At 56.9% G+C, this 25,557-nt stretch carries 25 protein-coding genes, 1 pseudogene and 1 riboswitch; of the genes and pseudogenes, 19 read left to right on the forward strand and 7 right to left on the reverse strand.

What is annotated here, in order from left to right:
• Window positions 1-226 precede the first annotated feature (226 nt).
• From DK510_RS04575 to DK510_RS04595, 5 genes are all read right to left on the reverse strand, one after another.
• Window positions 227-1,309 (reverse strand): ABC transporter ATP-binding protein, encoded by a 1,083-nt coding sequence (locus tag DK510_RS04575; protein ID WP_109311093.1) that lies wholly within the window; start codon window positions 1,307-1,309, stop codon window positions 227-229.
• Window positions 1,310-1,312: 3 nt separating this feature from the next.
• On the reverse strand, window positions 1,313-2,968 hold the full coding sequence (locus tag DK510_RS04580; protein ID WP_109311094.1) for an alpha-glucosidase: 1,656 nt from the start codon (window positions 2,966-2,968) through the stop codon (window positions 1,313-1,315).
• A gap of 9 nt (window positions 2,969-2,977) precedes the next feature.
• Window positions 2,978-4,126 (reverse strand): carbohydrate ABC transporter permease, encoded by a 1,149-nt coding sequence (locus DK510_RS04585; protein ID WP_109311095.1) that lies wholly within the window; start codon window positions 4,124-4,126, stop codon window positions 2,978-2,980.
• 4 nt (window positions 4,127-4,130) lie between these two features.
• Entirely contained in the window at window positions 4,131-5,138 is a 1,008-nt protein-coding gene (locus DK510_RS04590) for a carbohydrate ABC transporter permease (RefSeq protein WP_109311096.1), read from the reverse strand.
• A 66-nt stretch (window positions 5,139-5,204) separates the two neighbouring features.
• Window positions 5,205-6,473, reverse strand: coding sequence for an ABC transporter substrate-binding protein (locus DK510_RS04595; protein WP_109311097.1), 1,269 nt, complete (start codon window positions 6,471-6,473; stop codon window positions 5,205-5,207).
• Window positions 6,474-6,689: 216 nt separating this feature from the next.
• Here DK510_RS04595 and DK510_RS04600 point away from each other — a divergent pair, with 216 nt between their 5' ends.
• The 7 genes and pseudogenes from DK510_RS04600 to DK510_RS04625 all read left to right on the forward strand — a co-directional run bounded on the left by DK510_RS04600 (window position 6,690) and on the right by DK510_RS04625 (window position 12,611).
• Complete coding sequence (locus DK510_RS04600; RefSeq protein WP_109311098.1) at window positions 6,690-7,721, forward strand: LacI family DNA-binding transcriptional regulator; 1,032 nt, start codon at window positions 6,690-6,692, stop codon at window positions 7,719-7,721.
• Between the two features lie 3 nt (window positions 7,722-7,724).
• Window positions 7,725-9,026: pseudogene (locus DK510_RS23195) on the forward strand (GH1 family beta-glucosidase); the annotation flags it as partial.
• 42 nt (window positions 9,027-9,068) lie between these two features.
• Window positions 9,069-10,049 (forward strand): ROK family protein, encoded by a 981-nt coding sequence (locus DK510_RS23200; RefSeq protein ID WP_234998917.1) that lies wholly within the window; start codon window positions 9,069-9,071, stop codon window positions 10,047-10,049.
• 37 nt (window positions 10,050-10,086) lie between these two features.
• On the forward strand, window positions 10,087-11,013 hold the full coding sequence (locus tag DK510_RS04610) for a carbohydrate kinase (protein WP_109311100.1): 927 nt from the start codon (window positions 10,087-10,089) through the stop codon (window positions 11,011-11,013).
• A gap of 17 nt (window positions 11,014-11,030) precedes the next feature.
• A complete protein-coding gene (locus DK510_RS04615; RefSeq protein ID WP_109311101.1) occupies window positions 11,031-11,696 on the forward strand; it encodes a D-lyxose/D-mannose family sugar isomerase in 666 nt (221 codons plus the stop codon).
• A 170-nt stretch (window positions 11,697-11,866) separates the two neighbouring features.
• On the forward strand, window positions 11,867-12,130 hold the full coding sequence (locus tag DK510_RS04620; RefSeq protein WP_109311102.1) for a hypothetical protein: 264 nt from the start codon (window positions 11,867-11,869) through the stop codon (window positions 12,128-12,130).
• A gap of 10 nt (window positions 12,131-12,140) precedes the next feature.
• Window positions 12,141-12,611: a phage holin family protein gene (locus DK510_RS04625; RefSeq protein WP_109311103.1), complete on the forward strand. Its 471-nt coding sequence runs from the start codon at window positions 12,141-12,143 to the stop codon at window positions 12,609-12,611.
• Between the two features lie 6 nt (window positions 12,612-12,617).
• On the opposite strand, the gene DK510_RS04630 is transcribed toward DK510_RS04625, so the two are convergent.
• Entirely contained in the window at window positions 12,618-13,787 is a 1,170-nt protein-coding gene (locus DK510_RS04630) for an acetate/propionate family kinase (protein WP_109311104.1), read from the reverse strand.
• A complete protein-coding gene (locus DK510_RS04635; protein ID WP_234998900.1) occupies window positions 13,780-15,219 on the reverse strand; it encodes a bifunctional enoyl-CoA hydratase/phosphate acetyltransferase in 1,440 nt (479 codons plus the stop codon). Before DK510_RS04635 ends, DK510_RS04630 begins: the two co-directional genes overlap by 8 nt.
• Window positions 15,220-15,366: 147 nt before the next feature.
• A riboswitch (cobalamin riboswitch) is annotated at window positions 15,367-15,575 on the forward strand.
• Between the two features lie 100 nt (window positions 15,576-15,675).
• On the opposite strand from DK510_RS04635, the gene DK510_RS04640 reads away from it, so the two are divergent.
• The 12 genes from DK510_RS04640 (at window position 15,676) to DK510_RS04695 (ending at window position 25,447) form a co-directional block, all read left to right on the forward strand.
• On the forward strand, window positions 15,676-16,032 hold the full coding sequence (locus DK510_RS04640) for a DUF1636 family protein (protein WP_109311105.1): 357 nt from the start codon (window positions 15,676-15,678) through the stop codon (window positions 16,030-16,032).
• Complete coding sequence (locus tag DK510_RS04645) at window positions 16,029-16,814, forward strand: ABC transporter ATP-binding protein (protein WP_109311106.1); 786 nt, start codon at window positions 16,029-16,031, stop codon at window positions 16,812-16,814. Before DK510_RS04640 ends, DK510_RS04645 begins: the two co-directional genes overlap by 4 nt.
• 10 nt (window positions 16,815-16,824) lie before the next feature.
• Window positions 16,825-17,775, forward strand: a complete 951-nt coding sequence (locus DK510_RS04650; RefSeq protein ID WP_109311107.1) for an ABC transporter substrate-binding protein — start codon at window positions 16,825-16,827, stop codon at window positions 17,773-17,775.
• 1 nt (window position 17,776) lies between these two features.
• Window positions 17,777-18,790 (forward strand): iron ABC transporter permease, encoded by a 1,014-nt coding sequence (locus tag DK510_RS04655; RefSeq protein ID WP_058272020.1) that lies wholly within the window; start codon window positions 17,777-17,779, stop codon window positions 18,788-18,790.
• A 149-nt stretch (window positions 18,791-18,939) separates the two neighbouring features.
• A complete protein-coding gene (locus DK510_RS04660) occupies window positions 18,940-19,455 on the forward strand; it encodes a ferredoxin-type protein NapF (protein ID WP_109311108.1) in 516 nt (171 codons plus the stop codon).
• The gene (locus DK510_RS04665) at window positions 19,452-19,745 is read left to right on the forward strand and encodes a chaperone NapD (RefSeq protein ID WP_109311109.1); all 294 of its coding nucleotides are present in this window, start codon (window positions 19,452-19,454) and stop codon (window positions 19,743-19,745) included. Before DK510_RS04660 ends, DK510_RS04665 begins: the two co-directional genes overlap by 4 nt.
• Entirely contained in the window at window positions 19,742-22,234 is a 2,493-nt protein-coding gene (napA, locus tag DK510_RS04670) for a nitrate reductase catalytic subunit NapA (protein WP_109311110.1), read from the forward strand. Before DK510_RS04665 ends, napA begins: the two co-directional genes overlap by 4 nt.
• Window positions 22,235-22,261: 27 nt before the next feature.
• Entirely contained in the window at window positions 22,262-23,080 is an 819-nt protein-coding gene (napG, locus tag DK510_RS04675) for a ferredoxin-type protein NapG (protein WP_109311111.1), read from the forward strand.
• Complete coding sequence (napH, locus tag DK510_RS04680) at window positions 23,077-23,994, forward strand: quinol dehydrogenase ferredoxin subunit NapH (protein ID WP_109311112.1); 918 nt, start codon at window positions 23,077-23,079, stop codon at window positions 23,992-23,994. The genes napG and napH overlap by 4 nt, the downstream gene beginning before the upstream one ends.
• 12 nt (window positions 23,995-24,006) lie before the next feature.
• A complete protein-coding gene (locus tag DK510_RS04685) occupies window positions 24,007-24,444 on the forward strand; it encodes a nitrate reductase cytochrome c-type subunit (protein ID WP_058276667.1) in 438 nt (145 codons plus the stop codon).
• A gap of 29 nt (window positions 24,445-24,473) precedes the next feature.
• Window positions 24,474-25,175 carry a NapC/NirT family cytochrome c gene (locus DK510_RS04690; protein ID WP_109311113.1) on the forward strand — a complete coding sequence of 234 codons (702 nt, stop codon included), beginning with the start codon at window positions 24,474-24,476 and terminating at the stop codon, window positions 25,173-25,175.
• A 14-nt stretch (window positions 25,176-25,189) separates the two neighbouring features.
• On the forward strand, window positions 25,190-25,447 hold the full coding sequence (locus tag DK510_RS04695; protein WP_058276668.1) for a hypothetical protein: 258 nt from the start codon (window positions 25,190-25,192) through the stop codon (window positions 25,445-25,447).
• The last annotated feature ends 110 nt before the right edge of the window (window positions 25,448-25,557 follow it).

Consider the following 25,557-nt stretch of genomic DNA (forward strand, 5'->3'; position numbering starts at 1 on the left):
GGTCCGGGACCAGATTTTGGGCCGCAATCCAATAGGGGAAAAGCGGGTTCTGTTATGCCAGGCCGAAAGAAATCACGCCAAAAACAGTCGTAAACAGCATGCTTTTGGCAACGCAAACAGATCCCGGGACTTGCTGCAGTGGGGCGCAGACAACGTTCCAAGCAGTATGAAAAGGGGCATTCGCGTACTGCATCGCACCCGTCGATCCATCAGGTTTGGGTTACAGTTATTTTCTCATAGACAGGCCCTGGTGAAAAAGGTGAACCTTGCCCGGATCTGCTGAAACGGCAACCGTTTGGCCCCGCATGTTTTTTTGGACGCCCGGCAGTTTTGCGATTGTGGCGTCCTCCCCGTCTTTTGCCGCAAAATACAGCAGTGTGACTTCGCCAAGGGCTTCGGTAAAGTCCACAATACCTTCCATAACCGGATTGCTTTCAACGGGGTGAAAGTCTTCGGGGCGCACGCCGATATTCACCTGTTTACCCTCGTCAGCCGCATTGGTCGGGATGCTGGTCACTGCGGTCCCACCGCCATCCAGTTTTACAACGGTACTCTCACCAGTCTGCGTGATGACCCCCGGCAAAAGGTTCATTGCGGGCGAGCCAATGAACTGGGCGACAAACTCATTGTCAGGCGTTTCATATAGTTCGAGAGGGGTGCCAACCTGTGCGATCCCCTTGTTGGCCAGGACGACAATTCGTGTGGCCAATGTCATCGCCTCGACCTGATCGTGGGTGACATAGACCATCGTGCTGTCGGGCATTGCCTCTTTCAGACGCGCGATTTCGATGCGGGTCGCGACGCGCAGCGCCGCATCAAGATTGGAAAGAGGCTCATCAAACAGATAAACTTTTGGGTCGCGCACGATCGCCCGGCCGATTGCAACCCGTTGCCGCTGACCACCGGAAAGGGCCTTAGGAAGTCGGTCCAGAAACGGTTCCAACTGTAAGATACGAGCGGCGCGGTCAACTGCTGCGTCGACCTCGTCCGATGGCATTTGGGCGATCTTCAATGCAAAGGCCATATTCTCGCGCACCGTCATGTGCGGATACAGGGCATAACTTTGGAAAACCATCGCAATGCCCCTTTGCGCGGGCGGTACGTCGTTCATCACCTGACCTTCGATCTCAAGCGTTCCGCCCGAAATCTTCTCTAGTCCCGCAATCATACGCAGCAACGTAGATTTTCCACAGCCAGAGGGCCCGACAAAAACGATCAGTTCACCGCGTTCGATGTCCAAGTTGATGTTTTTGAGCACATCGACGTTGCCATAGGTCTTTGCCACATCCGTGAGATTGAGTTCCGACATGGCTTACTCCTTTTCGCGCATCATCAAACAGAATTGAGCCGCGTCGAGGGTGATTGTCCCCGCCCCTTCGACGCCGCCCAACTCTTGCCCGATTTCCTGCCAGTTACCGTCGGGCAGTGTGATTTCCGCGCTGTCAGATCCCAGATTGAATACGCAGAATATCTGTTGGACATTGTCCTCACGCAGGAAGGCAAGGATCGGTCCAGACTGTGCCATCTCGCGCTGTTGGCCAGTCATCAATGCGGAATGCGCGTGGCGCAGCGCAATGGCACGGCGATAATGTTGCAGCATGGAGTTTGGGTCTTGCTCTAACCTGTCTACTGCACGCTCGGCCTGCGTTTGGCTGACGGGCAGCCAGGGGGCACCAGTACTGAAACCCGACTGTTCGTCCTGCGCTGCCCATACCATCGGGGTACGACAACCATCACGGCCCTTGAACTCCGGCCAGAATTCTATGCCGTAAGGGTCCTGCAGATGTTCAAACGGTACGTCCGCCTCGGGCAGACCAAGTTCTTCGCCCTGATACAGGCAAGCCGATCCGCGCAGGCACATCATCAGCACCGCGTGCTGACGGATGGCCGCATCGTCCAGCGCCCACCGTGTCGCGTGGCGCTGGACATCATGGTTCGAAAATGCCCAGCAAGGCCATGCATCGCCAGCCTTTTCTTCCAACTGATCAAACACCTGCTTGGCGTACGCGGCGGTCAAAGCGCGTTTTTCGAGAAACTCAAAAGCATAACACATATGCATGCGTTTATCGCCGCTGGTGTACTCGCCCATGATCTCAAGACCGCGCTGCGCGTCGCCAACCTCGCCCAAACAAGCGCGGCCTTCGTATTCGTCCGTTAGTGCGCGCAACCGCTCGAGGAAGGCGATGTTTTCCGGCTGGCTTTTGGAATGAAGGTGATCCTGATGGTTATAGGGGTTCACCATCGGCGCGATCGAGGCATTTCGCTGATCCATCGGCAGGCCAGGGTTGTCGCGCAGCTGTTTGTCGTGGAAATAGAAGTTGATCGTGTCCAGACGGAAACCATCAACGCCCAAGTCCAGCCAGAACCGTGCAACATCCAGCAATGCATCCTGCACGTCCGGGCAATGGAAGTTCAGATCCGGCTGCGACGTCAGAAAGTTGTGCAGATAATATTGCAGGCGTCGGGAATCCCACTGCCATGCGGACCCACCAAAAATCGACAGCCAGTTGTTTGGCGGCGTGCCGTCGGGCTTGGGATCAGCCCAAACATACCAATCGGACTTGGCATTTTCGCGATTGGATCGGCTCTCCTTGAACCATAGGTGCTGATCCGACGTGTGCGACAACACGAGGTCGATCATCACCTTCAGCCCAACTGAATGCGCCTGATCCAGGAGATAGTTAAAGTCCTCCATGCTGCCAAACATCGGATCAACATCACGGTAGTCGCTGACATCGTATCCAAAGTCCTTCATCGGCGATTTGAAAAATGGCGAGATCCAGATGGCATCGACGCCAAGCGAAGCGATGTAACCAAGCCTTTGGGTGATACCCCTAAGATCTCCGATTCCATCGCCGTTGCTGTCCTGAAAACTGCGTGGATAGATCTGGTAGATCACCCCGCCCCGCCACCATTCGGCGGCTGCTTTGGTTGCTGTTTCGAGTTTCACGGTGTTCTGCACGTTCATCAGACGCCTCTACTTAACGGACCCGGCCAACAGACCGCGGACCAGATATTTTTGCATTGCGAAGAAAACAATCAGCGGGACGATGATCGAAACAAAGGCCGCTGTGGCAAGGATTTCCCAATTCCCGCCGCGCGTGCCTAATAGCTCGACGATGCGGTTGGTCATGACAGTGGTCTGTCCGGATGCGTCGATCAGGAACACTTTGGCGACTAGCAAGTCATTCCACGTCCAGAGAAACTGGAAGATCGCGAAAGACGCCAGCGCTGGAAAGCTGAGCGGCAAGATCAACTTGGTAAAGATCTGAAACTCGGTCGCGCCATCGACCCGCGCGTTTTCGATCAGATCGCGGGGCAGACCAGCCATGTAGTTGCGCAGAAGGTAGATCGCCAGCGGCAACCCGAATCCAGTATGCGCCATCCAGACGCCCAAGTACCCTTTGCCAATGCCGATATTCAGGTGGAATTTCAGCAACGGGATCAGGGCCAATTGCAGCGGAACAACCAACAGACCAACGACAGCCGCAATAATCAAAGCGCGCCCGGGGAAATCCATCCAAGCCAAGGCATAGGCCGCAAAAGCCGCAACGAGGATTGGAATGATCGTCGCCGGGATTGTTACGGTCAACGTGTTGAAAAACGCCCGCCCCATACTGTCGGTGCTGTCTTCTGCCAGAAGAACCTTGTGATAATTGTCTAAGGTAAACTCAGGCGGCAATTCTGCAGTTACAAAAACACGCGATCCGCGGCTGCCGGTGAACTCGTCCGGGTTCTCCATGCGGTAATTCCCTGCGGCATCTAAGGTGATTGTGCCGCCCTTTCGCAGCTCAGCTGTTTCGCCGGGGGCAAAGGCATCAATTGCGCGAGAGTTGATCCCCCATTTTGAGATTGTCGCTTTAGTTCCTTCATCAAACAGATTGCCTTCGATCACGTAGATCCCGTTTTCCAGAACTTGGGTTTCCGGGGCAGCGCTGCGCAGTGTTAGGTTCTGCTCGGACGGAAACAGCGACCGCCACCAACCGCTGGTTGCGATTTGATCCGCTGTCCGAAAAGACGAGATCAAAAGGCCCAGAGTTGGCACGACCCACAGCACCACCAGAAAGAGGACCGAGGCATGGACGACCCAGCGAAGGGCGGGTTTGGTTCCTGCGATATCGCTCATGACCCTACTCCATCTCTTTCCGCGCGTTGCGCACATTCCAGACAAGGATCGGAGCCACTAAGAGCATGATCACCATGGCCGAAGCCGACCCGACGCCCCAGTCGTTGGCGCGGAACAGCTTGTCATACATGTAGTTGGCCAAGACCTGCGTTTCCCACTGGCCATTGGTCATTGCAAAAACGATGTCAAAGACCTTGAGGACGGTGATCGTAATCGTGGTCCAGACGACAAGGATAGTGGTTTTGATCTGCGGCACTTTGATCCGGAAAAATATCTGAAACGGATTGGCCCCATCAAGAATTGCAGCCTCAATCGTTTCCTCGGGGATTCCGCGCAGAGCGGCCGATAGGATAACCATGGCAAAACCGGTTTGGATCCAGATGAGGACAACCATCAGCAAAAAGCTGTTCCAGAACGGTATCGTCAGCCACGTCTGCGGCTCGGTTCCGCCAAAGAAAATATAGAGCGCATTGAGCATGCCAATCTGATCTTGTTCAGCCGGACGAGTGTCATAGACCAGCTTCCAGATAACCGATGCCCCCACGAACGAGATCGCCATTGGCATAAAGATCAGCGACTTGGCGAGATTGCCCCAACGAATGCGGTCAGTCAGCTGTGCCACCAACAGGCCAAAGGCCGTCGACATTGCTGGCACAATGATCAGCCAGAACATGTTGTTGCGCATCGCTTCCCAAAACTTGGGCTCCTTGGCCATCTGGATATAGTTGTCCAGCCCGACCCATTTGTAGCCGCCGCCCGGGACACGATCAGTCAGTGACAGGCGCAGGGTTTCGACAACCGGATAGGCCAGATACAAGCCCAAAGCAGCCAGCGCTGGGAACAGAAACAACCAAGGCCGGATCATGTTCGCGCGGTTGATATTGCGGCCAGCATTCGGCCCCCGAGACGGGAAAAGAACTCTGTCCAGAAACTGATTGGATAGATAGAAATAGCCCACGCAACCTGACACGCCGATGGCGATGGTCAGCAGGCCTTGAAATGCCGGGTGCATGCCGCTCTCCCTTGCGACGATGGGTTCGGGCAACCCGACAGAGCGGGTTGCCCAATCTCAGACGCTTTAGTCCAGCGCGTCCCACGAGGACTGGATTTCGTCGGCGACGTCCTGGGCAGGTGTTCCGCCCGTATAGTCGACCATTCCAGTCCAGAAGGTGCCTGCACCCACGCCGCCCGGCATCAGGTCGGAACCGTCAAACCGGAAGGTGGTGGCCCCCAGAAGAATGTCGTTCATCTTCTTCAGCGTTGGGTCTGAGAAGACCGAGGTATCGACGCCTTTGTGCGGCGTCAGGAACCCGGTCAGAGCCATCCAGGCTTCATGCGCCTCGGGCGTTTCCAGGTATTTCATCAGCGCATGCGCGCCCGGGCTGTCATTGGTAATGGCCCAAACTGTGCCGGCCCCAAGGACCGGGCTGCCGAGGTCTTTGCCTTCATAGGCCGGGAAGTAGAAGAAGTCAGCATCCTCGCCCACAACCGTACCTTCGGGGAAGAAGGCGGGAATGAACGAGGCCTGACGATGCATGTAACACTGCGGAGGCGAGCTGAACATACCCTTCGGGCTGTCGCGGAAGTCAGTTGTTGCAACCGCACCGGCTCCGCCGGCCACGTAATCATCGTTGCGCGCGAACGCCCCGAATTCTTCAATCGCCGCAACAACCTTGGGGTCGTTGAACTTCAGGTCATTGGCGACCCAGGCGTCATAATCCTCGGGCGGTAGGGTGCGCAGCATCATGTCCTCGACCCAGTCGGTCGCTGGCCAACCGGTCGCTCCGCCGGATCCCAGCCCGATGCACCATGGCGTTTCGCCATCTGCAACGATCTGATCGGTCAGCGCCTTCAGCTCTTCCATTGTGGTCGGGATTTCATAGCCGGCGTCTTCGAAGTTCTCCGGCACAAACCAAACCAGCGATTTCACGTCGACCTTGTAGAAAAACCCATACAGATAGTCCTGCCCGTCCGGGCCCTGATAGGTTCCCAGATCCACCCACGACTGACCGGCCGCATAGTTGTCGCGAATCCAATCCGCAGTTCCTTCACTCAGGGGTGTCAGGAATCCCGCCTTGGCCATATCTGATGCCAGACCGGGTTGGGGAAACACTGCTACGTTGGGCGCCGATCCGGCTTCGGCATCAATTCTGATCTGCTGCTCAAAGCTGTCCGAGCCGACGTAGCTGTACTCATGCCCGGTCGCTGCGGCAAAGCCGTCCAAAACCTTTTCGACATTTTCCTGATCAGGCCCCAGCCACGGACCGAACACAGTGACCTTGTCGGCATACGCCGCGCCCGCCATCAGGGCGAACGTGGCCGCGCCTGCATAAAGCGAGTGTTTCATGAAGTTTCCTCCCAACTTTGCTCGCGCCTTTGAGACTCATTTTCAAAGCGCTTTGGATAACGCACTTTATCCGCTAACATTCAATTTTTGTCAATAATCTGTTTACTGTTGCCTGTATTATTAATATTCAGGGCAGTGCCAGCAAGATGTGGCAGTCGGGTGGGAAGCGCCCGCAAATCTGAAAATGATCAAATTTGAAGGCGCTTTGAGGCGAAGATGAATCTAAAGCAGCTCTCAGAAATCCTTGGTTTATCTCAAACCACTGTCAGCCGCGCGCTGAATGGTTACCCCGAGGTGAACGAGGATACGCGCCTGCGCGTTCAAGCCGCCGCTGCCAAGCATGGCTATCGGCCGAACAGCCGGGCCAAGGGATTGGCAACAGGGCGCTCGATGGTGATTGGGCACGTGATTCCCTCCTCATCCCAGCATGAAATGGTGAACCCGATTTTTGGTGATTTTGTCGCCGGTGCTGCACGCACGTATTCGGATCATGGATATGACATGATGTTCACCAATGCAGATGACACCTCGATCGAGGAAGCCTATCGCAGTCTTTTCCAGCGTGGCGCGGTCGATGGTATTGTTTTGCAAGGCCCCAAAGTCAACGAGCATCGGATCGAGGTCCTGACCAGAATGGGCGTGCCCTTTATCGTTCATGGCAGATCGACCGGGGTGGACGTGCCCTATGACTGGATCGACGTGAACAACAAAAGTTCGTTCCTGCGCGCCACCCGGTTTCTGATCGACCTTGGGCATCGTCGCATTGCCCTGATCAACGGGCTTGAGGATATGGATTTCGCTCAACGTCGCCGCGACGGATACCTTGAAGCCCTGCAGGAGGCAGGTCTGTCCCCCGACCCGGAATTGATGCGCAGCGCCGAGATGACCGAGGTTTATGGCCACCATGAAACCCGCGATATGCTTCGCCTGGGTGACCCCCCTACGGCCATTCTGACAGCCTCTATGATTTCCGCGATCGGTGTGCGCCGTGCACTCAACGAAGCGGGGTTGAAGATGGGCAAGGATGTCTCGGTCATCGCCCATGACGACGATCTTTCCTATCTGAAGAACGGTCAGGACGTACCGATTTTCACCGCTACACGATCGTCTGTACGTAGGGCCGGAGAAATGGCGGCTGAAATGCTGATCGAACGCATTAAATCTCCGGAAGACCCGGTGAAAACTAGATTGCTGGAGGCCGAACTGGTAGTTGGCGGCTCAACCGGCCCCGCCCCAAACAGGTTCTGAAAAATGAAATATACACGCTCGGACTTCCCCAAAGATTTTCTCTTTGGTGTCGCAACCTCGGCCTATCAAATAGAAGGCCACGCACAGGGTGGCGCGGGGAAAACCCATTGGGATAGCTTTGCCGCTTCACCCGGAAACGTGGTGCGAAACGAGAATGGAGATCTGGCCTGTGACCACCTGAACCGTTTTCCACAGGATTTCGATCTGGTGCGGGACGCGGGTTTTGATTGCTACCGGTTCTCGACAAGCTGGGCGCGCGTTTTGCCTGAAGGGCGTGGCCCGGTAAATCAGGCAGGTCTGGATTATTACGACCGACTTGCCGACGCCTTGTTGGAACGCGGCATTCGGCCCTGTGCGACCCTTTATCATTGGGAATTGCCTTCTCCGCTTGCTGATCTGGGCGGCTGGCGCAACCGGGATATCGCAAGCTGGTTTGCCGATTTCACCGAGGTCATCATGGGCCGCATCGGCGACCGTATGTACAGCGTCGCCCCAATCAATGAGCCATGGTGTGTCAGCTGGCTGAGCCATTTTGAAGGACATCACGCACCTGGAATGCGCGACATCCGCGCGACGGCACGGGCGATGCACCATGTTCTGCTGGCTCATGGCCGCGCCATCGAGGCGATGCGTGGCCTCGGCATGTCCAACCTTGGCGCTGTGTTCAATCTGGAATGGGCCGAGCCCGCTGATGACAGCCCTGATGCGGGCAAGGCTGCGGACCTTTATGATGGGATATACAACCGTTTTTTCCTAGGTGGTGTGTTCAAAAAAGCCTATCCGCAAAACGTTCTGGACGGGTTGGAACCTCATCTTCCATCCGGCTGGCAAGACGACTTTGACACCATTGGTGCACCCGTCGATTGGTGCGGTCTGAACTACTATACCCGCAAACTGATCGCGCCTGCCGATACCGCATGGCCAAGCCTGGAAGAAGTACCCGGCCCGCTGCCCAAAACACAGATGGGGTGGGAGATTGAACCCGATGCCCTGACCCGCTTTCTGACCCGTACGATGCACGATTTTACGGGCGACTTGCCAATCTACGTAACTGAAAACGGCATGGCGAGCCCGGAACGCCAGCAAGATGACGACCGCATTGACTACCTCAACAAACACCTTGGTGCCGTTCAAAACGCGCTGGACGACGGCGTTCCAGTCAGGGGCTACTTCATCTGGTCCCTGTTGGATAACTACGAGTGGTCCTTTGGCTATGAAAAGCGGTTCGGTTTGGTTGATGTAGATTTCGATACGCTCGAGCGGACGCCAAAAGCCTCGTACAACGCGCTGAAATCGGCCTTGTCCGGTGGGCCTGTTTCTCTGCCGATGGCTCAGCCTGCCGGAACAATGCACGAGCACTGGAATCTTGTCGCGGACATCGGTGGCACAAACACACGACTGGGTGTCATCTCGAACGGACAACTGACGGACCTTCGCAAATACCCAACCGGGTCGTTGCAAGAGCTTCTGGATGCGTTCCACAGCCTGCGTGACGAGATTGGCACCGACCCACGCGCCGTCGTCGCGGCCGGAGCAGGTCCGGTCAAAGATGGGACAATCCGCCTGACAAATGCGCATCTTGATTTGTCCGAAAGCGACATCGGCAAGGCAACAGGCGCGCAACACACCTTTGTTATCAATGACTTCACCGCGGCCGCCTGGTCGGTCGCCGAAATCACCGGTGATCATGTCGAGGTCCTGCAAGGGGCTGAGACACCGCCGGTCGGAACCCGGCTGGTTGTGGGCCCCGGCACTGGCCTCGGCGTAGGCGCATTGCTGTATTCCCAGGGGCGATACCATACCGCGTCGGGTGAAGGAGGCCATGTCGGGCTGTCCCCACGCCACGAGGATGAGGTCGAAGTCTTCAAAGCGGCACGCCATATCGCGCCCGAATGCTTCTTTGATGACAGCCTAGTGCTCGAAGCGGAAATGTTCCTTAGCGGCACCGGCCTTCCCATTCTGTACCAAGCCGCCAGCATGGCCGCTGGACAGACCGATGCCCCAAGGCGCAGCGCCAAGGATATACTGCAGGACGCGCTGGCAGAATCCGACCCGATTGCGGTCAAAACTGCGCATATGTTCAAAACCCACCTTGGGGCTATTATGGGCGATCTGGCTGTCGCCTACATGCCGACAGGAGGTGTTTTCCTTGTGGGTGGCGTCGCCGAGAAAAACCGGTGGCTGTTCAAGGATGCGTTCCGGGATGCTTTTAACGCCGGTGGGCGGTTCAGTGACTTGCGACGTTCAATGAACCTGTATGTGTCCGAGCAGGATGAATTTGGCATTGTTGGCGCTAACAATTTCTGTAAAAGTGCGCTCGCGCGGTAAACTGGCCGCCTGACCTGATTACAGAAAGGACCACGGCATGATTTTGTGCTGCGGTGAAGCCCTGATCGACATGATCGCCGAGCCAACCGTTTCTGGGTCGCGCGGATTCGTGCCCCACTCCGGCGGCGCAGTGTTCAACACAGCCGTAGCGCTGGGTCGGTTAGGCGCGCCGGCGGGTCTTTTGACAGGACTATCGTCGGATATGTTCGGACAGCAACTGGAGGACGCGCTGCAAGCCAGCCATGTAGACTCGAGCCATGTGATCCAATCGGATCGCCCGACGACACTGGCCTTTGTCCAGCTGGAAGATGGCCATGCCAGCTATAACTTTGTCGACGAAAACTCGGCCGGGCGCATGTTGACCCCCGAGGATATGCCAAAACAACTGCCTACTGTTTCGGCGCTGTATTTTGGCGGGATTAGCCTGGCGTGCGAACCCTGCGCTGATGCTTATGCAGCCCTGCTTGAACGTCACGGAGCGGACCGAGCCGTCATGCTGGATCCAAATATCCGGCCTGGATTTATCAAGGATCAAACGCGGTATCGTACCCGGCTAAACCGTATGATTGCACAATCTGACATCGTCAAAGTCTCGGATGAGGATCTGGACTGGATCGTTCCAGGACCTGAAACACTTGCCGATAAAGTACCTTTGCTGCTGCAAGCAGGCCCGGCCGTCGTCATCGTAACGCGCGGCAGTGATGGGGCCTCGGGATATCTGGCAGACGGGTCCGAAACCTCGGTGCCCGTCAAGGCAGTCGAAGTTGTCGATACTGTGGGAGCCGGAGACACGTTCAACGCCGGTGTTCTGGCCGAGTTGGACGGCGCAGGTCGATTGACCAAGGCCAATCTACGAACGCTGGGCCTGGATGATCTGCGTGCGGCGTTGACCAAAGGGGCAGACGTCGCCGCAATCACAGTTTCCCGCGCCGGAGCAAATCCGCCTTGGGCACATGAACTTTGACCCCACGAGGGACCGAGATGAAAAGATCTGATATCAACACCATCAAATCCGAGGCCGAGGCATTCATACGCTCATTCGGCGCTGTTCTGCCCCCGTTTGCCAACTGGTCTCCGGAGCAATTGCGCAGCACCCAGGCGCAAGACATACGCGACCGCGGGCTTGGGTGGGACATCACCGATTACGGCCAAGGCCGATTTGATGAACTTGGCCTGTTCCTTTTTACCTTGCGCAACGGCGATGTGCAGGATCTGAACAAAGGTCGCGGGATGCTTTACGCCGAGAAGCTTTTGATTTCCAGAGATAAACAACTGTCGCCAATGCATCGCCACATCATCAAGGCCGAAGACATTATCAACCGGGGCGGCGGCGACCTGGTTATGGAGATTTATGCCTCGGACGCTGAAGGCGGCACTGACAGAGACAATCCGGTGGTCGTTCCCAGCGACAGCTGCCCCGTCACCATCCAACCCGGCGAGTTGCTGAGGCTAAAACCCGGCCAGAGTGTCACCCTGATGCCCGGCATTTGGCACGCATTCTGGGCGGAAAAAGGTGACTGCCTGATCGGCGAGGTTTCAACAGTGAACGATGACCGAACCGACAATGTGTTCGAGGATCCCATCCCACGCTATGCAACGATTGAAGAAGATGCCGAGCCGGAATTCCTGTTGGTATCGGACTATTGATAGAAAGTCAGCTCATACGTCAGCTTGCTTGCGCCTCATCCGAGCCAATTGCTGGTAGCAGCATCGGGATAACACCCTTTCCTCAATTCAAAAAATCGAATTAAACTGAGCCGGGACAAAGGAAAAAGTCGCGAGCCAGATTTTTGCGCGGCCATCGAAGGACCTGAGAGATGGTAACCAAATCACAGTTAGAAGCCGAAGTCGCAGAATTGCGGCGTCAGCTGGCCGAACAATCCGGCAACTCAGCGTCAAAGGACGACAAACAAGCCGATCCGGATAAATCGGTGTCGGACGGAATTGTCGAAACGTTGGACGAGTGGTCAACACAGCTGGAAGAAGTCATGACTGAGCTAGAAGAATTTCCCCACAAAAGGCCGATCCTGTTCGCCCTAGGGATTTTCACGGTTGGCTATCTTCTAGGCCGTTCCCGGTAGGAGCACGATCATGAGCCGCATTTCACGTAACGTTTCGATCATCCTGCGCGCCGAACGGCTGATTGCGCAAAGACAACTGGCCGTGGCGGCCAAGCGCACGGGTTTTTATGCAGCTGCCGGGTTGGCCGTCGGGCTGGCGGTTATCATGCTGAACGTCGCAGGGTTCTTTTGGTTGTCCGAGACCATTTCAAAGTCTCTGGCCGCGATCATAGTGGCCGGGGTGAACCTTGTTCTGGCCGTGATCCTCGCACTGGTCGCAAATTCCATGACCGCCGAAAGTGACACTTCGGCTGCCGTCGAATTGCGGGATATGGCGCTGCACGACATCGAGTACGAAGTCAGGGACAACTTCGCCGAGGCGCGCAACACAATCGTCGGCCTAAAGCGCGATCCGATCGGGATGCTGTCACCCGATATTATCAGCACGGTTCTAGGCGTTCTGCTCAGATACGCGCGGCGTGGAAAAAACAATCCGGATTAGAAGCGATCATGCCATTCTCGCCGCTGCACGCGCGATCACCATCTCTTCGTTCGTGGGAATAGCCAGAATACGCACCCGGCTGAAATCAGTGGACAGAACCGTAGCGTTGTCGGCATTTCGGTTCGGATCCATATCAATGCCGATCCAGCGCATCCCTTCGCAGACCATCTGACGGATACGGGCGGCATTTTCGCCGATGCCTCCGGTAAAGACCAAAGCGTCAATGCCTTCCAGCGCGGCAGACAAGGCGCCCAGTTCACGGCGGATGCGGAAGACATAATACTCAATCGCCTTGCGCGCGTCCGGAGTGTCAGCAGCCAACAGGGTGCGCATGTCCGAAGACATGCCGGACAGGCCAAGCAAGCCGGACTTTCGATAGAGAAGCTCGGCGATTTCGTCTGCCTTCATTCCCTCTTGCTGCATCATGTAAAGCACGACCCCCGGGTCCAATTGCCCGCTGCGGGTGCCCATGGGCAGACCGTCGAGCGCCGAAAACCCCATGGTCGAGGCCACGGCCCGACCGCCCGACACCGCACACATCGACGCGCCATTTCCCAAATGCGCAATGACGACGCGGCCGTCGTACAAACCCGGCGCAATTTCTTTCAACTTTTGCGAGACGTAGTCATAGCTCAGCCCGTGAAACCCGTATCTGCGAACGCCCTTTTCGTAGAATCTTTGAGGCAATGCGAAGGTATCATTCACCCAAGGGTGTGTCCTGTGAAACGCGGTATCGAAGCACGCAATCTGGGTGGTACCCGGAAAGGCTACCGCGGCCGCCTTGATACCCGTAAGGCTGTAGGGTTGGTGCAAAGGCGCGAAGGGAATGAAACCGTTTAGCGTATCAAAGACGTGCTCGTCCACCACGACAGGTTCCGAATAGACTGGTCCGCCGTGAACGACGCGGTGGCCCACGGCCCGGACGTGAATGTCCGGCAGGTATTCGCGGGTAAGTTCAAGAAACGCATTGATGGCCTCGTCATGAGTTTTAGCCCCAGACAGCTGGCGGTCGACAGATCGCCCCCCCGCCGATTGGGCCAATAGACGTGGGGCATCCCCCAACCTCTCGATTTGACCGCGCCAGCGCATACTGGGGCGGCGATCCTCGACCAGTTCGTACAACGCGAATTTCAAGGAGGACGACCCGGCATTCAGCGCCAGAACATGTTCAGCCATGGATTTTGCCTTCATTCGCAATTGCATGCAGCGCCGCGACAGCACAAGACGCCAGCCGCGAAGCATCATCATCTGCCCGAGATGTCAGGATAATCGGTGCCGCAGCACCTATCACAACGCCGGCAGCCTCGGCATGAGAGATATATGTAAGCTGTTTGGCTACCATGTTGCCGGCTTCGATATTCGGAACAACCAGAATATCTGCGACCCCTGCGACTGGTGAGGTGATGCCTTTTGTCCGCGCCGCGTTCAGATCAACCGCGTTGTCCATAGCCAAGGGGCCATCGACCAGCCCGCCGGTGATCTGTCCACGCTCGGCCATTTTCGACAACAGCGCGGCATCGACAGACGACGGTAAATGCGGGTTGATGGTCTCAACCGCTGATAAGACGCCAACCTTGGGCATCTCGATGCCAATAGAATGCGCAAGATGGATGGCATTCTGAACAATGTCGGCCTTGGTTTCGAGATCCGGTGCGATATTCACCGCCGCATCAGTAACCATGATAGGCCGGGACATGCCCGGCACGTCCATGACGAACACATGCGACAAGCGTCGCCCGGTCCTCAGGCCGTTTTCGCGGCGCAGAACGGCGCGTAGAAGGACATCTGTGTGCAAGTGACCTTTCATCAACATCCGGGCCTTACCTTCAACGACCAGCCCGACCGCGCGTTGGGCGGCCACTTCGTGGTCTCGCGCTTCAATGATTTCAACTCCGGACAAATCGGCCCCAAGCTGGGTGGCAGCGGAGGTGATTTTGTCTGGGTCGCCCACCAAAATCGGAGTAATGATGCTGTTTTCCAACGCAAGCAATGCCCCGCCCAGCGAATTCGCCTCTTCCGGTGCGACGATCGCTGTGGGCATCGGGTCCAGAGGACGTGCCTTTTCCAACAAAGCGTCGAAATGCCGGTGACGCTGAACGATCAGTCCCGGCACCTCGACCGAGTCGAAGGTCAAATGCCGCGACGGTGGCGTGACTTGTACGGTACCGCTGAGGATCAATGCGTTATCCCCGACCCGGCGCACTTCGGCGGAACAGGTCAGGTCGCCGTCTTCACGCTTTTCGGTAACAGCCACAAAGGCGGTCAGTTCTTCGCCCGCCATAACCGGAGCATGAAAACTCAGGTCCGCCCGACGTGTTTGCGTACCGGCCCCTGGTAAGATGTTTCCGATGACTGCAGCCACCAGACCCGCGGGCCACAAGGCGGGCGCGACAGCCTCGGGGCGCCCATCTCCATCTCCGTCATAGGCCGCCAGATTCAGCGGGTTGTGGTCACCCGAAGCCGAGGCAAACGCGTACAAGTCGTCCACGGTGCACAATCGGGTGACCTGCGCCTTGTCGCCTACCTTCAGTTGAGAATAGGTTCTGTTTTCTTGAGTTTTCATCTCGACCGGCTTTGTTTTTGAATGCGTGTTCGTTGTTTCAAACATTGGATGTGCGCCCCCCCGGAACCAGAACATATCCGCCTTTGTTGCTACATTTCTGCAACGCAGCGTAGTCAGATCATTGGCAAATGACAAATGACCTCTGTGCGTGGGGCGCTGAGTATTATCGCTTGACCCAAAATCGGAACTCGGGCAAGCATCACCCACGATGGTTCCCTATGGTTCGCCAAGGGATGAAAAGGGAATACGGTGAGGTTGCCAACAAGCGCCAAGTCCGTGACTGCCCCCGCAACTGTAAGCGGTGAGCGACGCCAAATACCCACTGACCCCAAATGGGTCGGGAAGGATGGCCAAGCCACGACCCGCAAGTCAGGAGACCTACCATCCGATGTTCAACCAACCCGGGGCGGGGCGTCCTGGAAGGAGGCTTTATGACACGTCTAAGACGTGATGACATGATTGGCACCTTCTGCCCGCGCTTGGCAACAGGCGGAGTGGGCCATGTCGATCAGTCCTGATCATTTCCTTCTGATTTGCGAGACCTGCGAGGGTTCTGACCGGGCGGATTCATTGCGCGCTGCGCTTGCAAGCAAGCTTCCATCCAGTTTTGACATCCAAAGCGTTTCCTGTATGGCCGGTTGCGGTCGTCCCACAACCGTCGGGTTTCAGGCATTCGACAAAGCGCGGTACCTTTTCGGTGACATCCAATCGGCTGAGGACGTGGATGCTTTGGCCGAATTTGCACATCAATACTATCGCATCGCGGATGGGTGGACCAACGCAACGCAGCGCCCGCCTGCCCTTCTTGAAAAGACTCTGGCGCGCCTGCCGCGGCTAAAAGTGGAGACAAGCGCATGACCTGCGGAGCTTTCCTTGAGGCGCGCGGGCTGGAGTATTACGCCCTGAACGGCGACGTACTGCTGCAAAACATCAATTTCGAACTGAATGAAGGGGCCACTCTGGCAATTGCCGGCCCAAACGGTGCGGGTAAGACAACGCTGCTGAATCTTTTGTGCGGCGGTGAAGAGATTGTGCTGGGGGACGTTTTGGTAAAGGGGCGCAGCCTTCGGCAGCTTTCGGCGATGGACCGCGCCCGAATGATCGCCGTGGTCAGTCAGCAGGAATCGCCGGACGGGCGTTTGTTTCTGCGCGATTACGTGGCCCTTGGGCAAATCCCCATCCGCGCCGATCGATCTGCGGCTGAGCACGCCTTGGAATTGGACCGCATCCTGAAGCTGACCGGACTCGTCGCCCTCGCCGACAAGCGGATGGCCGTGTTATCCGGCGGGGAACGCCAGCGCGCTCATATCGCAAGGGCGCTGGCGCAAAACCCGTCGCTTTTGTTCCTGGATGAGCCGACGAACCATCTGGACCCGGACGCCAAGGGACGCATGCTGTCGCTGGTAGCCGAGCTGGGCATTACGGTGGTCATGATCGTCCATGATCTGGTCATGATCCCGGAATTCGCGACCCATGTCGCGTTGATGAAATCCACGCGTCTGACCGGTTTCGGCCCCGTGCACGAAGTGCTGACACCCGAAAGGGTCCGTGAAACGTTTGGTGTCGATTTTCTTAGCTTTCAGCACGAAGGCCGCATGATCCCGGCACTGGATATCCGAAGAACCACTACCTCAAACTAGGAAAAATAACATGAACAAAACTCTCTGGTGCGCTGCACTGATCACTGGCATTGCAAGTGCCGCAACAGCGCGCGAGATAACCGTTGACAATTGCGGCGAGCCGCTGGTGTTTGAAACTCAACCCGAGCGGCTGGTCGTACACGACATGAACATGACCGACATGGCCTTTGCGCTGGGTTTGCAGGACAAGGTCGTTGGCCTGACGGGCATCACTGGCTGGTACAAAACCAGCCCCGAGTTTGACACACTGCGCGGCGACATCCCGGAACTTGCGCCTAAGTACCCGACAGTTGAAAATCTGGTCGCTGTCGAACCCGACCTTTTCTTTGCGGGCTGGTACTATGGGATGAAGCCGGGCGGTGACGTGACCCCCGACACGCTTGCGCCATTTGGCATCAAAACGATGATCCTGACGGAAAGCTGCGTACACCTGGATAAGGATCGCCCCGAAGCCAGCATGGACTTGCTGTTCACCGACGTCCTTCGCTTGGGCAAAGTAATGCACGTTGAAGACGAGGCAGAAGAGCTGGTTTCCGGCTGGAAAGAGGAACTGTCTGCGATTGAAATACAGACAGCCGATCTGCCGAAACCCCGCGTTTTCCTGCTGGACGGCCCCGCCGATGCCCCGTTTACGGCTGGTAAGTTTGCCATTCCCGACGCGATGATTGCTGCCGCTGGCGGCGAGAACGTCACCCATGATATGGACACCAGCTGGGGACGTTCCTCGTGGGAGGCTGTTGCCGCTTCGAACCCGGAATTCCTGGTTTTACTTGATTATCAAACTGGAAATGGCGCCGCAGATACCTTCAAGTTCCTCCAGGACCATCCCGTGATGTCTCAGACGGACGCGGTCAAGAACGAACGCTGGATTGGTCTGCGCTACGAGGAACTGACACCCGGACCGGCAAATATCGAAGCAATTTCGAAAATGGCCAAAGCCATGCACCCGGGCCTGAACTGATATGGGCCGACTTGGCCTTACACTCTTGCTGGGGGCGGCTGTATTGGCCGCCCTTTTGCTAACCTCGACGGTCTACGGGACCACATCCATTCCGGCCTCTGACGCACTGGCCGGTGTCTTGTTGGGCACGGGAATAGTGGAAGGGGAAATGTCTCCGCTCCACCGCATCGTGTTTGACCTGCGCTTACCACGCGCGCTGTTTGCCGCCGTGATTGGTGCCGGGCTGGGCATCGTCGGCGTTGTCCTGCAAACCACCACACGCAACGATCTGGCGGACCCGTTTCTGTTCGGCCTGTCCTCTGGCGCTGCGGCGGGAGCTGTCTTTGTCATTACAGTAACCGGAGATGTGCTGGGCTTTTGGACCCTGCCACTGGCCGCGTTTTTCGGAGGGCTTGTCGCATCAGGCATTGTGCTGGCTTTGGTTCATGGGCTGCGCACAAGCGCACCCGAAAAACTGATCCTCGCGGGGCTCGCGGTTTCGTTTTTGTTTTCAGCTATTACCAATTATCTGATTTTCGCGGGCGACAGCCGTGCGGCCCATTCGGTTATTTTCTGGATGCTTGGGGGTTTGGGTCTTGCCCGGTGGGAGACATTCCCGCTGGTCTGCGCAGGTTTAGCATTGATCCTCGCCTATGCAATGTACCGTAGCCGCTGGCTTGATGCACTGCTGACTGGTGATTTGACGGCCGCCACCCTGGGTGTGCCCGTTCAGGGATTGCGGTTCCGAATGTTCTTCGTCGCAGCTCTTGCAACCGCTGTATTTGTGTCCGTCGCGGGTGTGATCGGTTTTGTCGGCTTGATGGTTCCCCACATCGCACGCGGTATCGCAGGGCCTTTGCACAGCCAGCTTGTGCCTACCGCCGCCATTGTCGGAGCAGCTTTGCTTACAGGCTCGGATATCCTGAGCCGTCTGTTGCTTGCCCCGCAAGAGCTGCCTGTTGGGATTGTCACGACATCGCTGGGATCGGTTTTTGTTTTTCTTCTACTAATCCGAACTGCGCGCCCTCGCAGATGATCTCAAAGGGTCGCTTCGGCAAAAAAATTAAAGTTTCCTAAATGACTAATATTTAACAGGCCAAATGACCTAAATCAAAAAAGGCCCCCACAGATCACGGTATGCGATACACTCGATTACAGGAATCGAGTGTAGCCAGGTCGCATGCAATGCAACAACTGACCAGCCGACGCGCGTTTCTAAGCGCAAAGATCAGACCAGAGGACGGCAATATCGCCAGACCTCCGGGCTCGGTTGAGCTGTGCTTTGTTGAAACATGCAGTAAATGTGGTGATTGCGCAGATACTTGCCCCGAAGATGCGATCGTCATCGGGACAGATGGATATCCCCGCTTCCAGCCCACTGACAATCCCTGCACCTTCTGCGGTGACTGCGCCCGGATTTGTCCAACCGAAGCGATATCGATTGACCGTTTGCCAGATTGGCCATGGCGCGCCGCGCTTACAGCGGACACCTGCCTATCTATGAACGGCATCAGTTGCCGCATCTGTCAGGACAATTGCGAACAAAGCGCGATCCGTTTCAAACTGATGACCGGCGGCCGCGCAGAGCCGGTGCTTGACCTTGATACATGCAACGGCTGCGGGATTTGCCCAAGTTTATGTCCCGCCGATGCCATTGCGCTGGAACGCCAACCTCAACCACAAATGGAAGCTACTCAATGAACATCTGCGGTTGTCTCGCCCATGTCGCACCTGATCACACGAGCGCAGCAGCGCGCGTGATGAAGGGCACGCCGGGTGTCGAAATTCACGCTGAAACGAAAGATGGCCGATTTGTTGTCGTCGTCGAAGACACTCCAACCCGTCTTGCATCCGAAACCATCATGGATCTGCACCAGATCCCAGGCGTCATCTCTTTGACCCTGACTTATCACCATTTCGAGGATCTCGCGGACGCCCATCCGCAGCCCGATGCCCCAAGCCCAACCACCAGCCGGAGGCCCACGCAATGACACATTCTGAATCCCGTCGGACTTTTCTCAAGGCCTCTGCGGCCGCAGCAACGGCGTCAGCCGCTGGTATTCCGCTGGCGGCCGGTCAAGCCAATGCCCAGGCCGGAGCGCCAGACATCCGGTGGGACAAGGCGGCTTGCCGGTTTTGTGGTACAGGCTGCTCTGTTCTGGTTGGCACCAAAGAAGGTCGTGTCGTTGCGACGCAAGGCGACCCCGACGCGCCGGTGAACCGGGGGCTGAACTGTATCAAGGGTTATTTCCTGTCCAAGATTATGTACGGCAAGGATCGACTGACTACACCTTTGCTACGCAAGACCAATGGCGAATACGACAAAAACGGTGAATTCGAGCCGGTAAGCTGGGACGAAGCGTTCGATGTCATGGCCGCAAAATGGAAAGAGGCGCTGGCCAAGAAAGGCCCGACCAGTGTCGGTATGTTTGGTTCCGGGCAATGGACGGTTTGGGAAGGCTATGCGGCATCCAAACTGATGAAAGCCGGGTTCCGGTCCAACAATATTGACCCCAACGCAAGGCACTGTATGGCATCAGCCGTTGTGGGCTTTATGCGCTCCTTCGGCATTGATGAGCCGATGGGCTGCTATGACGATTTCGAGCACGCGGACACGTTCGTTCTGTGGGGTTCGAACATGGCCGAGATGCATCCGATCCTGTGGTCGCGCCTCACCGATACACGTCTGACCAAACCGGATTGCGAAGTGCATGTACTGTCGACGTTTGAGCATCGCTCGTTCGAACTGGCGGACAACGGCATCGTTTTTGAACCGCAAACCGATCTGGCGATCCTGAACTACATCGCCAACTACATCATTCAAAACGGCGCGGTAAACGAAGACTTCGTCAAGAAGCACGTCAACATCACCAAAACCGCCACCGATATCGGCTATGGCCTGCGCGACACCAACGCGCTGCAGCAAGAAGCGGAAAATCCGAACTCGGGCAAGATGGATCCTATCAGCTTCGAAGAATACGCCGAAGCCGTCGCGCCCTACACGCTGGAATATACCTCTGAACTGTCTGGCGTCCCTGCAGACAAGCTGGAGAAACTGGCCCAGCAATATGCCGACCCGAACCGTAAAGTGATGAGCTTGTGGACCATGGGCTTCAACCAGCACACCCGTGGGTCCTGGGTGAATTCGCTGATGTATAACGTGCACTTGCTGGTGGGAAAGATTTCCGAACCCGGAAACTCACCCTTTTCGCTGACGGGTCAGCCTTCGGCCTGTGGTACGGCGCGTGAGGTGGGGACCTTTGCCCACCGTCTGCCGGCGGACATGGTTGTTACGAATGATAAGCACCGCGAAATCTGCGAAACCGCATGGAACATCCCCGAGGGCACTATCCCGCCCAAGCCCGGCTTCCACGCCGTGTTGCAGCACCGCAAACTGAAGGACGGCGAACTGAATGCCTATTGGGTCCAGTGCAACAACAACATGCAAGCCGCGCCCAACATCAACGAAGAAGGCTATCCTGGTTACCGTAACCCGGAAAACTTCATCACAGTCTCGGATCCTTACCCTACTGTCACCGCAGTTTCGGCCGACTTGATCCTTCCCACGGCCATGTGGGTTGAGAAAGAAGGCGCCTATGGCAACGCCGAACGCCGTACGCAATTCTGGCGTCAGCAGGTGCAGGCACCGGGTGAGGCCAAGTCGGACCTGTGGCAGCTGATGGAATTCGCGAAACGCTTTACCATCGAAGAGGTCTGGGGCGAAGAACTACTGGCCAAGATGCCCGAGCATCGCGGCAAGACCATGTATGACGTGCTTTATGCCAACGGTAAGGTCGACCAGTTCCCGCTGTCGGAAACGGCGGAAGGGTTCCACAACGACGACGCGGAGCATTTCGGATTCTACGTTCAGAAAGGTCTGTTCGAAGAATATGCCGATTTCGGACGCGGCCACGCGCACGACCTTGCTCCGTTCGAGATGTATCACGAGGCCCGCGGCATGCGCTGGCCTGTCGTCGACGGCAAGGAAACACTCTATCGCTTCCGCGAAGGGTATGATCCGTATGTGCCGGAAGGCGCAGACGTTAAGTTCTACGGCTACGAGGACGGCAAGGCCAAAATCATCTTTGCCCCCTTTGAGCCCGCCGCCGAGGTACCGGATAAGGAATTTGATCTGTGGCTATCCACCGGTCGTGTGCTGGAACACTGGCATTCGGGTTCGATGACCCGCCGCGTGCCCGAACTGCATCGCGCGTTTCCGTCAGCCGTTGTCTACATGCACCCGGAGGACGCCAAAGATCGCGGTCTGCGCCGTGGGCAAGAGATCGTACTCTCCACCCGCAGGGGCGAAGTGACCAGCCGGGTTGAAACGCGCGGCCGCAACAAGGTGCCACGCGGATTGGTCTTTATGCCATGGTTCGACGAGCATCAGCTGACCAACAAGCTGACGCTGGACGCAACCTGCCCGCTGTCGAAAGAGACCGACTACAAGAAATGCGCCTGTAAAGTCGAGCGCGCGTAACGGACAAGCGAGGCAAAGGCCGTCCCCATGCCCTTTGAAGGTAAACCTCTTTCGCCGCAACGGCGTCGCTTCCTGCAGGATGCGGCGCGTGCGTCGGGCGGCTGTGTGGTCGCCGGGTCATTGTTGGCCTGGCTTGCCCGCGATGCCCGCGCGTTGCCGGCCGAAGCGTTGCGTCCCCCCGGCGCGCTACCGGAAGCGGCGTTTCTGTCTGCATGCATTCGCTGCGGGCTTTGCGTGCGGGATTGCCCTTACGACACATTGAAACTGGCGGAATTGGGCGTGGATGCGGTTGCTACAGGGACGCCCTATTTCACAGCGCGGGATGTGCCTTGTGAAATGTGTGACGACATCCCTTGCGTGGCCGCCTGCCCCACCGGTGCATTGGATCCGGCCCTCGACAATATTGATGATGCCCAGATGGGTGTTGCCGTCCTTGTTGATCAGGAGAACTGTCTGAACTTTCTTGGCCTGCGCTGCGATGTCTGCTATCGCGTCTGCCCCGTGATTGATGAGGCAATCACGCTGGAAACGGCCCATAACGAACGTTCAGGCCACCACGCAATGTTCATCCCAACCGTTCATGCGGACCACTGCACAGGCTGCGGCACGTGCGAGAAAAGCTGTGTTCTGCCCGAGGCTGCGATCAAGGTCCTGCCTGCGCGCTTGGCCCGCGGCAGCAGTGCCGATCACTACCGCAAAGGCTGGGAAGAGAAAGAGGCCAAAGGCGGTCCCCTAGTCGAAGGCATCATCGATCTGCCGGACCGACTGCCCGGACCGGGCACCGACAACCTTGCCGCACCGGGCGGGTTCGCACCAGCATACGATTTGCCGGGGGTCGGACAATGAGTGCACGCACACATATGCCGGCCGGAATGGAGGCCATCGAAGAAAAAGGTTGGGTGCGCGCCCACAAATACCTGCTGCTGCGCCGCGCAAGCCAGTTGCTCTTTCTGGCTGTGTTTCTTCTGGGACCGTGGTTCGGCATCTGGATCGTGCAAGGCACGCTCGCGGGTTCTTTGACGCTGGGCGTGCTACCGCTGACCGACCCATTTATCTTACTGCAAAGCGCGATCGCCGGGCATTGGCCGGAATTGACGGCCCTGATCGGCGGAGTGATCGTTCTCGCCGCTTACGCTCTGATTGGTGGGCGCGTCTATTGTTCATGGGTTTGTCCGATCAACCCAGTCACCGACGCAGCCAACTGGTTGCACAGACGTTTGGACCTGCCGAAAGGCTGGCAGCCCAAGCGCAGCACCCGCCTTTGGATATTGGCCACCGTCCTAATCGTCTCGGGCGCTACAGGCATGATCGCATGGGAGCTGGTCAACCCGATCACCATGCTGCATCGCGGGCTGATTTTTGGCGCGGGGTTCGTGTGGGCCATGATCATTGCCATCTTCGTGTTCGACCTGTTCGTTTCGCGCCACGGCTGGTGCGGTCACATCTGTCCGGTTGGCGCATTTTACGGCCTGATTGGTGCCAAAGGTTTGCTGCGGGTCAGCGCCTCAAATCGCGCAGCCTGCGATGATTGCATGGATTGCTATGCCGTTTGCCCAGAAAATCAGGTCATATCTCCTGCGCTGAAGGGTAAGTCGGGTTCCACACCACTGATCCTTTCCCCTGACTGCACCACCTGCGGTCGTTGCATCGACGTGTGCGCCGTCGACGTCTTCAAATTTACTCACCGGTTCGACGACAAGGTCGCCGCACCTACTGATCCAGTTCCCGCGCCCGATCCGCGCGCAGCCAGACCTATCTGAGGGAGTGCCAAGATGAACAAGCCAACCCGAACAGGCCTTATAGCCCTTATCCCCGTTTTACTCTTGGGCGGATTCGCCCTTGCGCAATCAGCTCAGGTAGAATCCCTGCGGGGTGCCGATGTGGATGAACTGATCCCTCTGGAACAGATCCACAAGAACGTCGAAGGGCGCATGCAGCGCAACTATCGCCAACAACCGCCGCTGATCCCGCACTCGGTCGAGCAATATCAGATCGACACGCGCACAAATCAGTGCCTGTCCTGCCACGACTGGACTAAAGCCGGCGAACGCAACGCCCCGACATTGTCGATGACTCACTATCTGGATCGCGACGGCAACGAGTTGGATCACATCGCAGGCACCCGCTATTTCTGCAACCAATGCCACGTACCACAAGCAGACGCACCGCCATTGGTTGAAAACGTCTTTCAACCGTCCTCGGGCAATTAATCCAACGCAAGAATGAAAGGAGCACCAACATGGCAGACTCTCCTGAAAAACGCGGGTGGATTGGCCGCATCTGGAACTGGATCTGGACCCCGGCGGTTGCCTTTAGCTCGGGCTTTCTAATCCTTGCGGGTTTTCTGGCTGGAATCCTGTTCTGGGGCGGGTTCCACTGGACGCTTGAGCTGACGAATACCGAGGAGTTCTGCACCTCGTGCCATACGATGGAGACTAATCTGGGCGAGTATCGTGAGACGATCCACTACAACAACCACTCCGGTGTGCGGGCCATCTGTTCCGATTGCCATGTGCCGCATGAATGGAACCACAAGATCAAAGCCAAGATCATGGCGGTCAAGGACGTCTATCACGAGCTGGCAGGTACGATCAGCACACCCGAGAAATACGAAGAGCATCGTCTGAGTATGGCGACCGCCGTCTGGAAAAAGATGAAGGCCTCCGACAGTCGCGAATGCCGGAATTGCCACAACTTCGACTATATGGATTTCACGTTGCAGGAAACGCGCGCTGCCTCTGAGCACCAACGCGCCATTGATGAAAACATGACCTGTATCGATTGCCACCAGGGCATCGCCCATAGCCTGCCGCCCGGCTATCAGGAGCGGTATCAGGAAGTGACCGAAACTCTGGCCAGCAAAGCGCAGGGTTCGTTGCAACAACAGGCCGCAACTGACGGCGATGACATCAAGTCATTCCTGAGTACTCGGGCAGACTGAAAAAAGGACATGACATGCTGGAAATTCTGGGAACAATCGGGGCCAACGTCATCAGTCTGCCGGGTATCCTTGGGCTGGCCCTGGGAATGATGACTCGCCGCGTTTGGCTGGGCGCATTGATGGGGGGCATTGTCGGGGTGTTGGCAACCTTCGTATTCGCTCATGGTTCATTTGCCGCGGTCGATACATTTGAGCTGTTGGTCGCAATTGGCATTGGCCTTTGCGCTGGTAGCGTGGGATCGGCCATACGCATCAAGGGGGCAACCGTCTGACACTATTGGCAATCTAAGATCCAATTACATTTACTTTGCCGCATGTGAAACTGCGGCAAACACCGCCGGCGTTGCCTCAACGTAAAAGTTCAGGAAACGCGACAAACGAT

It is taken from the genome of Ruegeria sp. AU67 (assembly GCF_900312795.1).
GTDB classification, from domain to species: domain Bacteria; phylum Pseudomonadota; class Alphaproteobacteria; order Rhodobacterales; family Rhodobacteraceae; genus Ruegeria; species Ruegeria atlantica.

Coding starts and splice junctions, on each gene's coding strand:
- DK510_RS04575 (WP_109311093.1), bottom strand. CDS start 1,309: ATGTCGGAACTCAATCTCACGGATGTGGCAAAGACCTATGGCAACGTC.
- DK510_RS04580 (WP_109311094.1), bottom strand. CDS start 2,968: ATGAACGTGCAGAACACCGTGAAACTCGAAACAGCAACCAAAGCAGCC.
- DK510_RS04585 (WP_109311095.1), bottom strand. CDS start 4,126: ATGAGCGATATCGCAGGAACCAAACCCGCCCTTCGCTGGGTCGTCCAT.
- DK510_RS04590 (WP_109311096.1), bottom strand. CDS start 5,138: ATGCACCCGGCATTTCAAGGCCTGCTGACCATCGCCATCGGCGTGTCA.
- DK510_RS04595 (WP_109311097.1), bottom strand. CDS start 6,473: ATGAAACACTCGCTTTATGCAGGCGCGGCCACGTTCGCCCTGATGGCG.
- DK510_RS04600 (WP_109311098.1), top strand. CDS start 6,690: ATGAATCTAAAGCAGCTCTCAGAAATCCTTGGTTTATCTCAAACCACT.
- DK510_RS23200 (WP_234998917.1), top strand. CDS start 9,069: ATGCACGAGCACTGGAATCTTGTCGCGGACATCGGTGGCACAAACACA.
- DK510_RS04610 (WP_109311100.1), top strand. CDS start 10,087: ATGATTTTGTGCTGCGGTGAAGCCCTGATCGACATGATCGCCGAGCCA.
- DK510_RS04615 (WP_109311101.1), top strand. CDS start 11,031: ATGAAAAGATCTGATATCAACACCATCAAATCCGAGGCCGAGGCATTC.
- DK510_RS04620 (WP_109311102.1), top strand. CDS start 11,867: ATGGTAACCAAATCACAGTTAGAAGCCGAAGTCGCAGAATTGCGGCGT.
- DK510_RS04625 (WP_109311103.1), top strand. CDS start 12,141: ATGAGCCGCATTTCACGTAACGTTTCGATCATCCTGCGCGCCGAACGG.
- DK510_RS04630 (WP_109311104.1), bottom strand. CDS start 13,787: ATGGCTGAACATGTTCTGGCGCTGAATGCCGGGTCGTCCTCCTTGAAA.
- DK510_RS04635 (WP_234998900.1), bottom strand. CDS start 15,219: ATGTTTGAAACAACGAACACGCATTCAAAAACAAAGCCGGTCGAGATG.
- DK510_RS04640 (WP_109311105.1), top strand. CDS start 15,676: ATGTCGATCAGTCCTGATCATTTCCTTCTGATTTGCGAGACCTGCGAG.
- DK510_RS04645 (WP_109311106.1), top strand. CDS start 16,029: ATGACCTGCGGAGCTTTCCTTGAGGCGCGCGGGCTGGAGTATTACGCC.
- DK510_RS04650 (WP_109311107.1), top strand. CDS start 16,825: ATGAACAAAACTCTCTGGTGCGCTGCACTGATCACTGGCATTGCAAGT.
- DK510_RS04655 (WP_058272020.1), top strand. CDS start 17,777: ATGGGCCGACTTGGCCTTACACTCTTGCTGGGGGCGGCTGTATTGGCC.
- DK510_RS04660 (WP_109311108.1), top strand. CDS start 18,940: ATGCAACAACTGACCAGCCGACGCGCGTTTCTAAGCGCAAAGATCAGA.
- DK510_RS04665 (WP_109311109.1), top strand. CDS start 19,452: ATGAACATCTGCGGTTGTCTCGCCCATGTCGCACCTGATCACACGAGC.
- napA (WP_109311110.1), top strand. CDS start 19,742: ATGACACATTCTGAATCCCGTCGGACTTTTCTCAAGGCCTCTGCGGCC.
- napG (WP_109311111.1), top strand. CDS start 22,262: ATGCCCTTTGAAGGTAAACCTCTTTCGCCGCAACGGCGTCGCTTCCTG.
- napH (WP_109311112.1), top strand. CDS start 23,077: ATGAGTGCACGCACACATATGCCGGCCGGAATGGAGGCCATCGAAGAA.
- DK510_RS04685 (WP_058276667.1), top strand. CDS start 24,007: ATGAACAAGCCAACCCGAACAGGCCTTATAGCCCTTATCCCCGTTTTA.
- DK510_RS04690 (WP_109311113.1), top strand. CDS start 24,474: ATGGCAGACTCTCCTGAAAAACGCGGGTGGATTGGCCGCATCTGGAAC.
- DK510_RS04695 (WP_058276668.1), top strand. CDS start 25,190: ATGCTGGAAATTCTGGGAACAATCGGGGCCAACGTCATCAGTCTGCCG.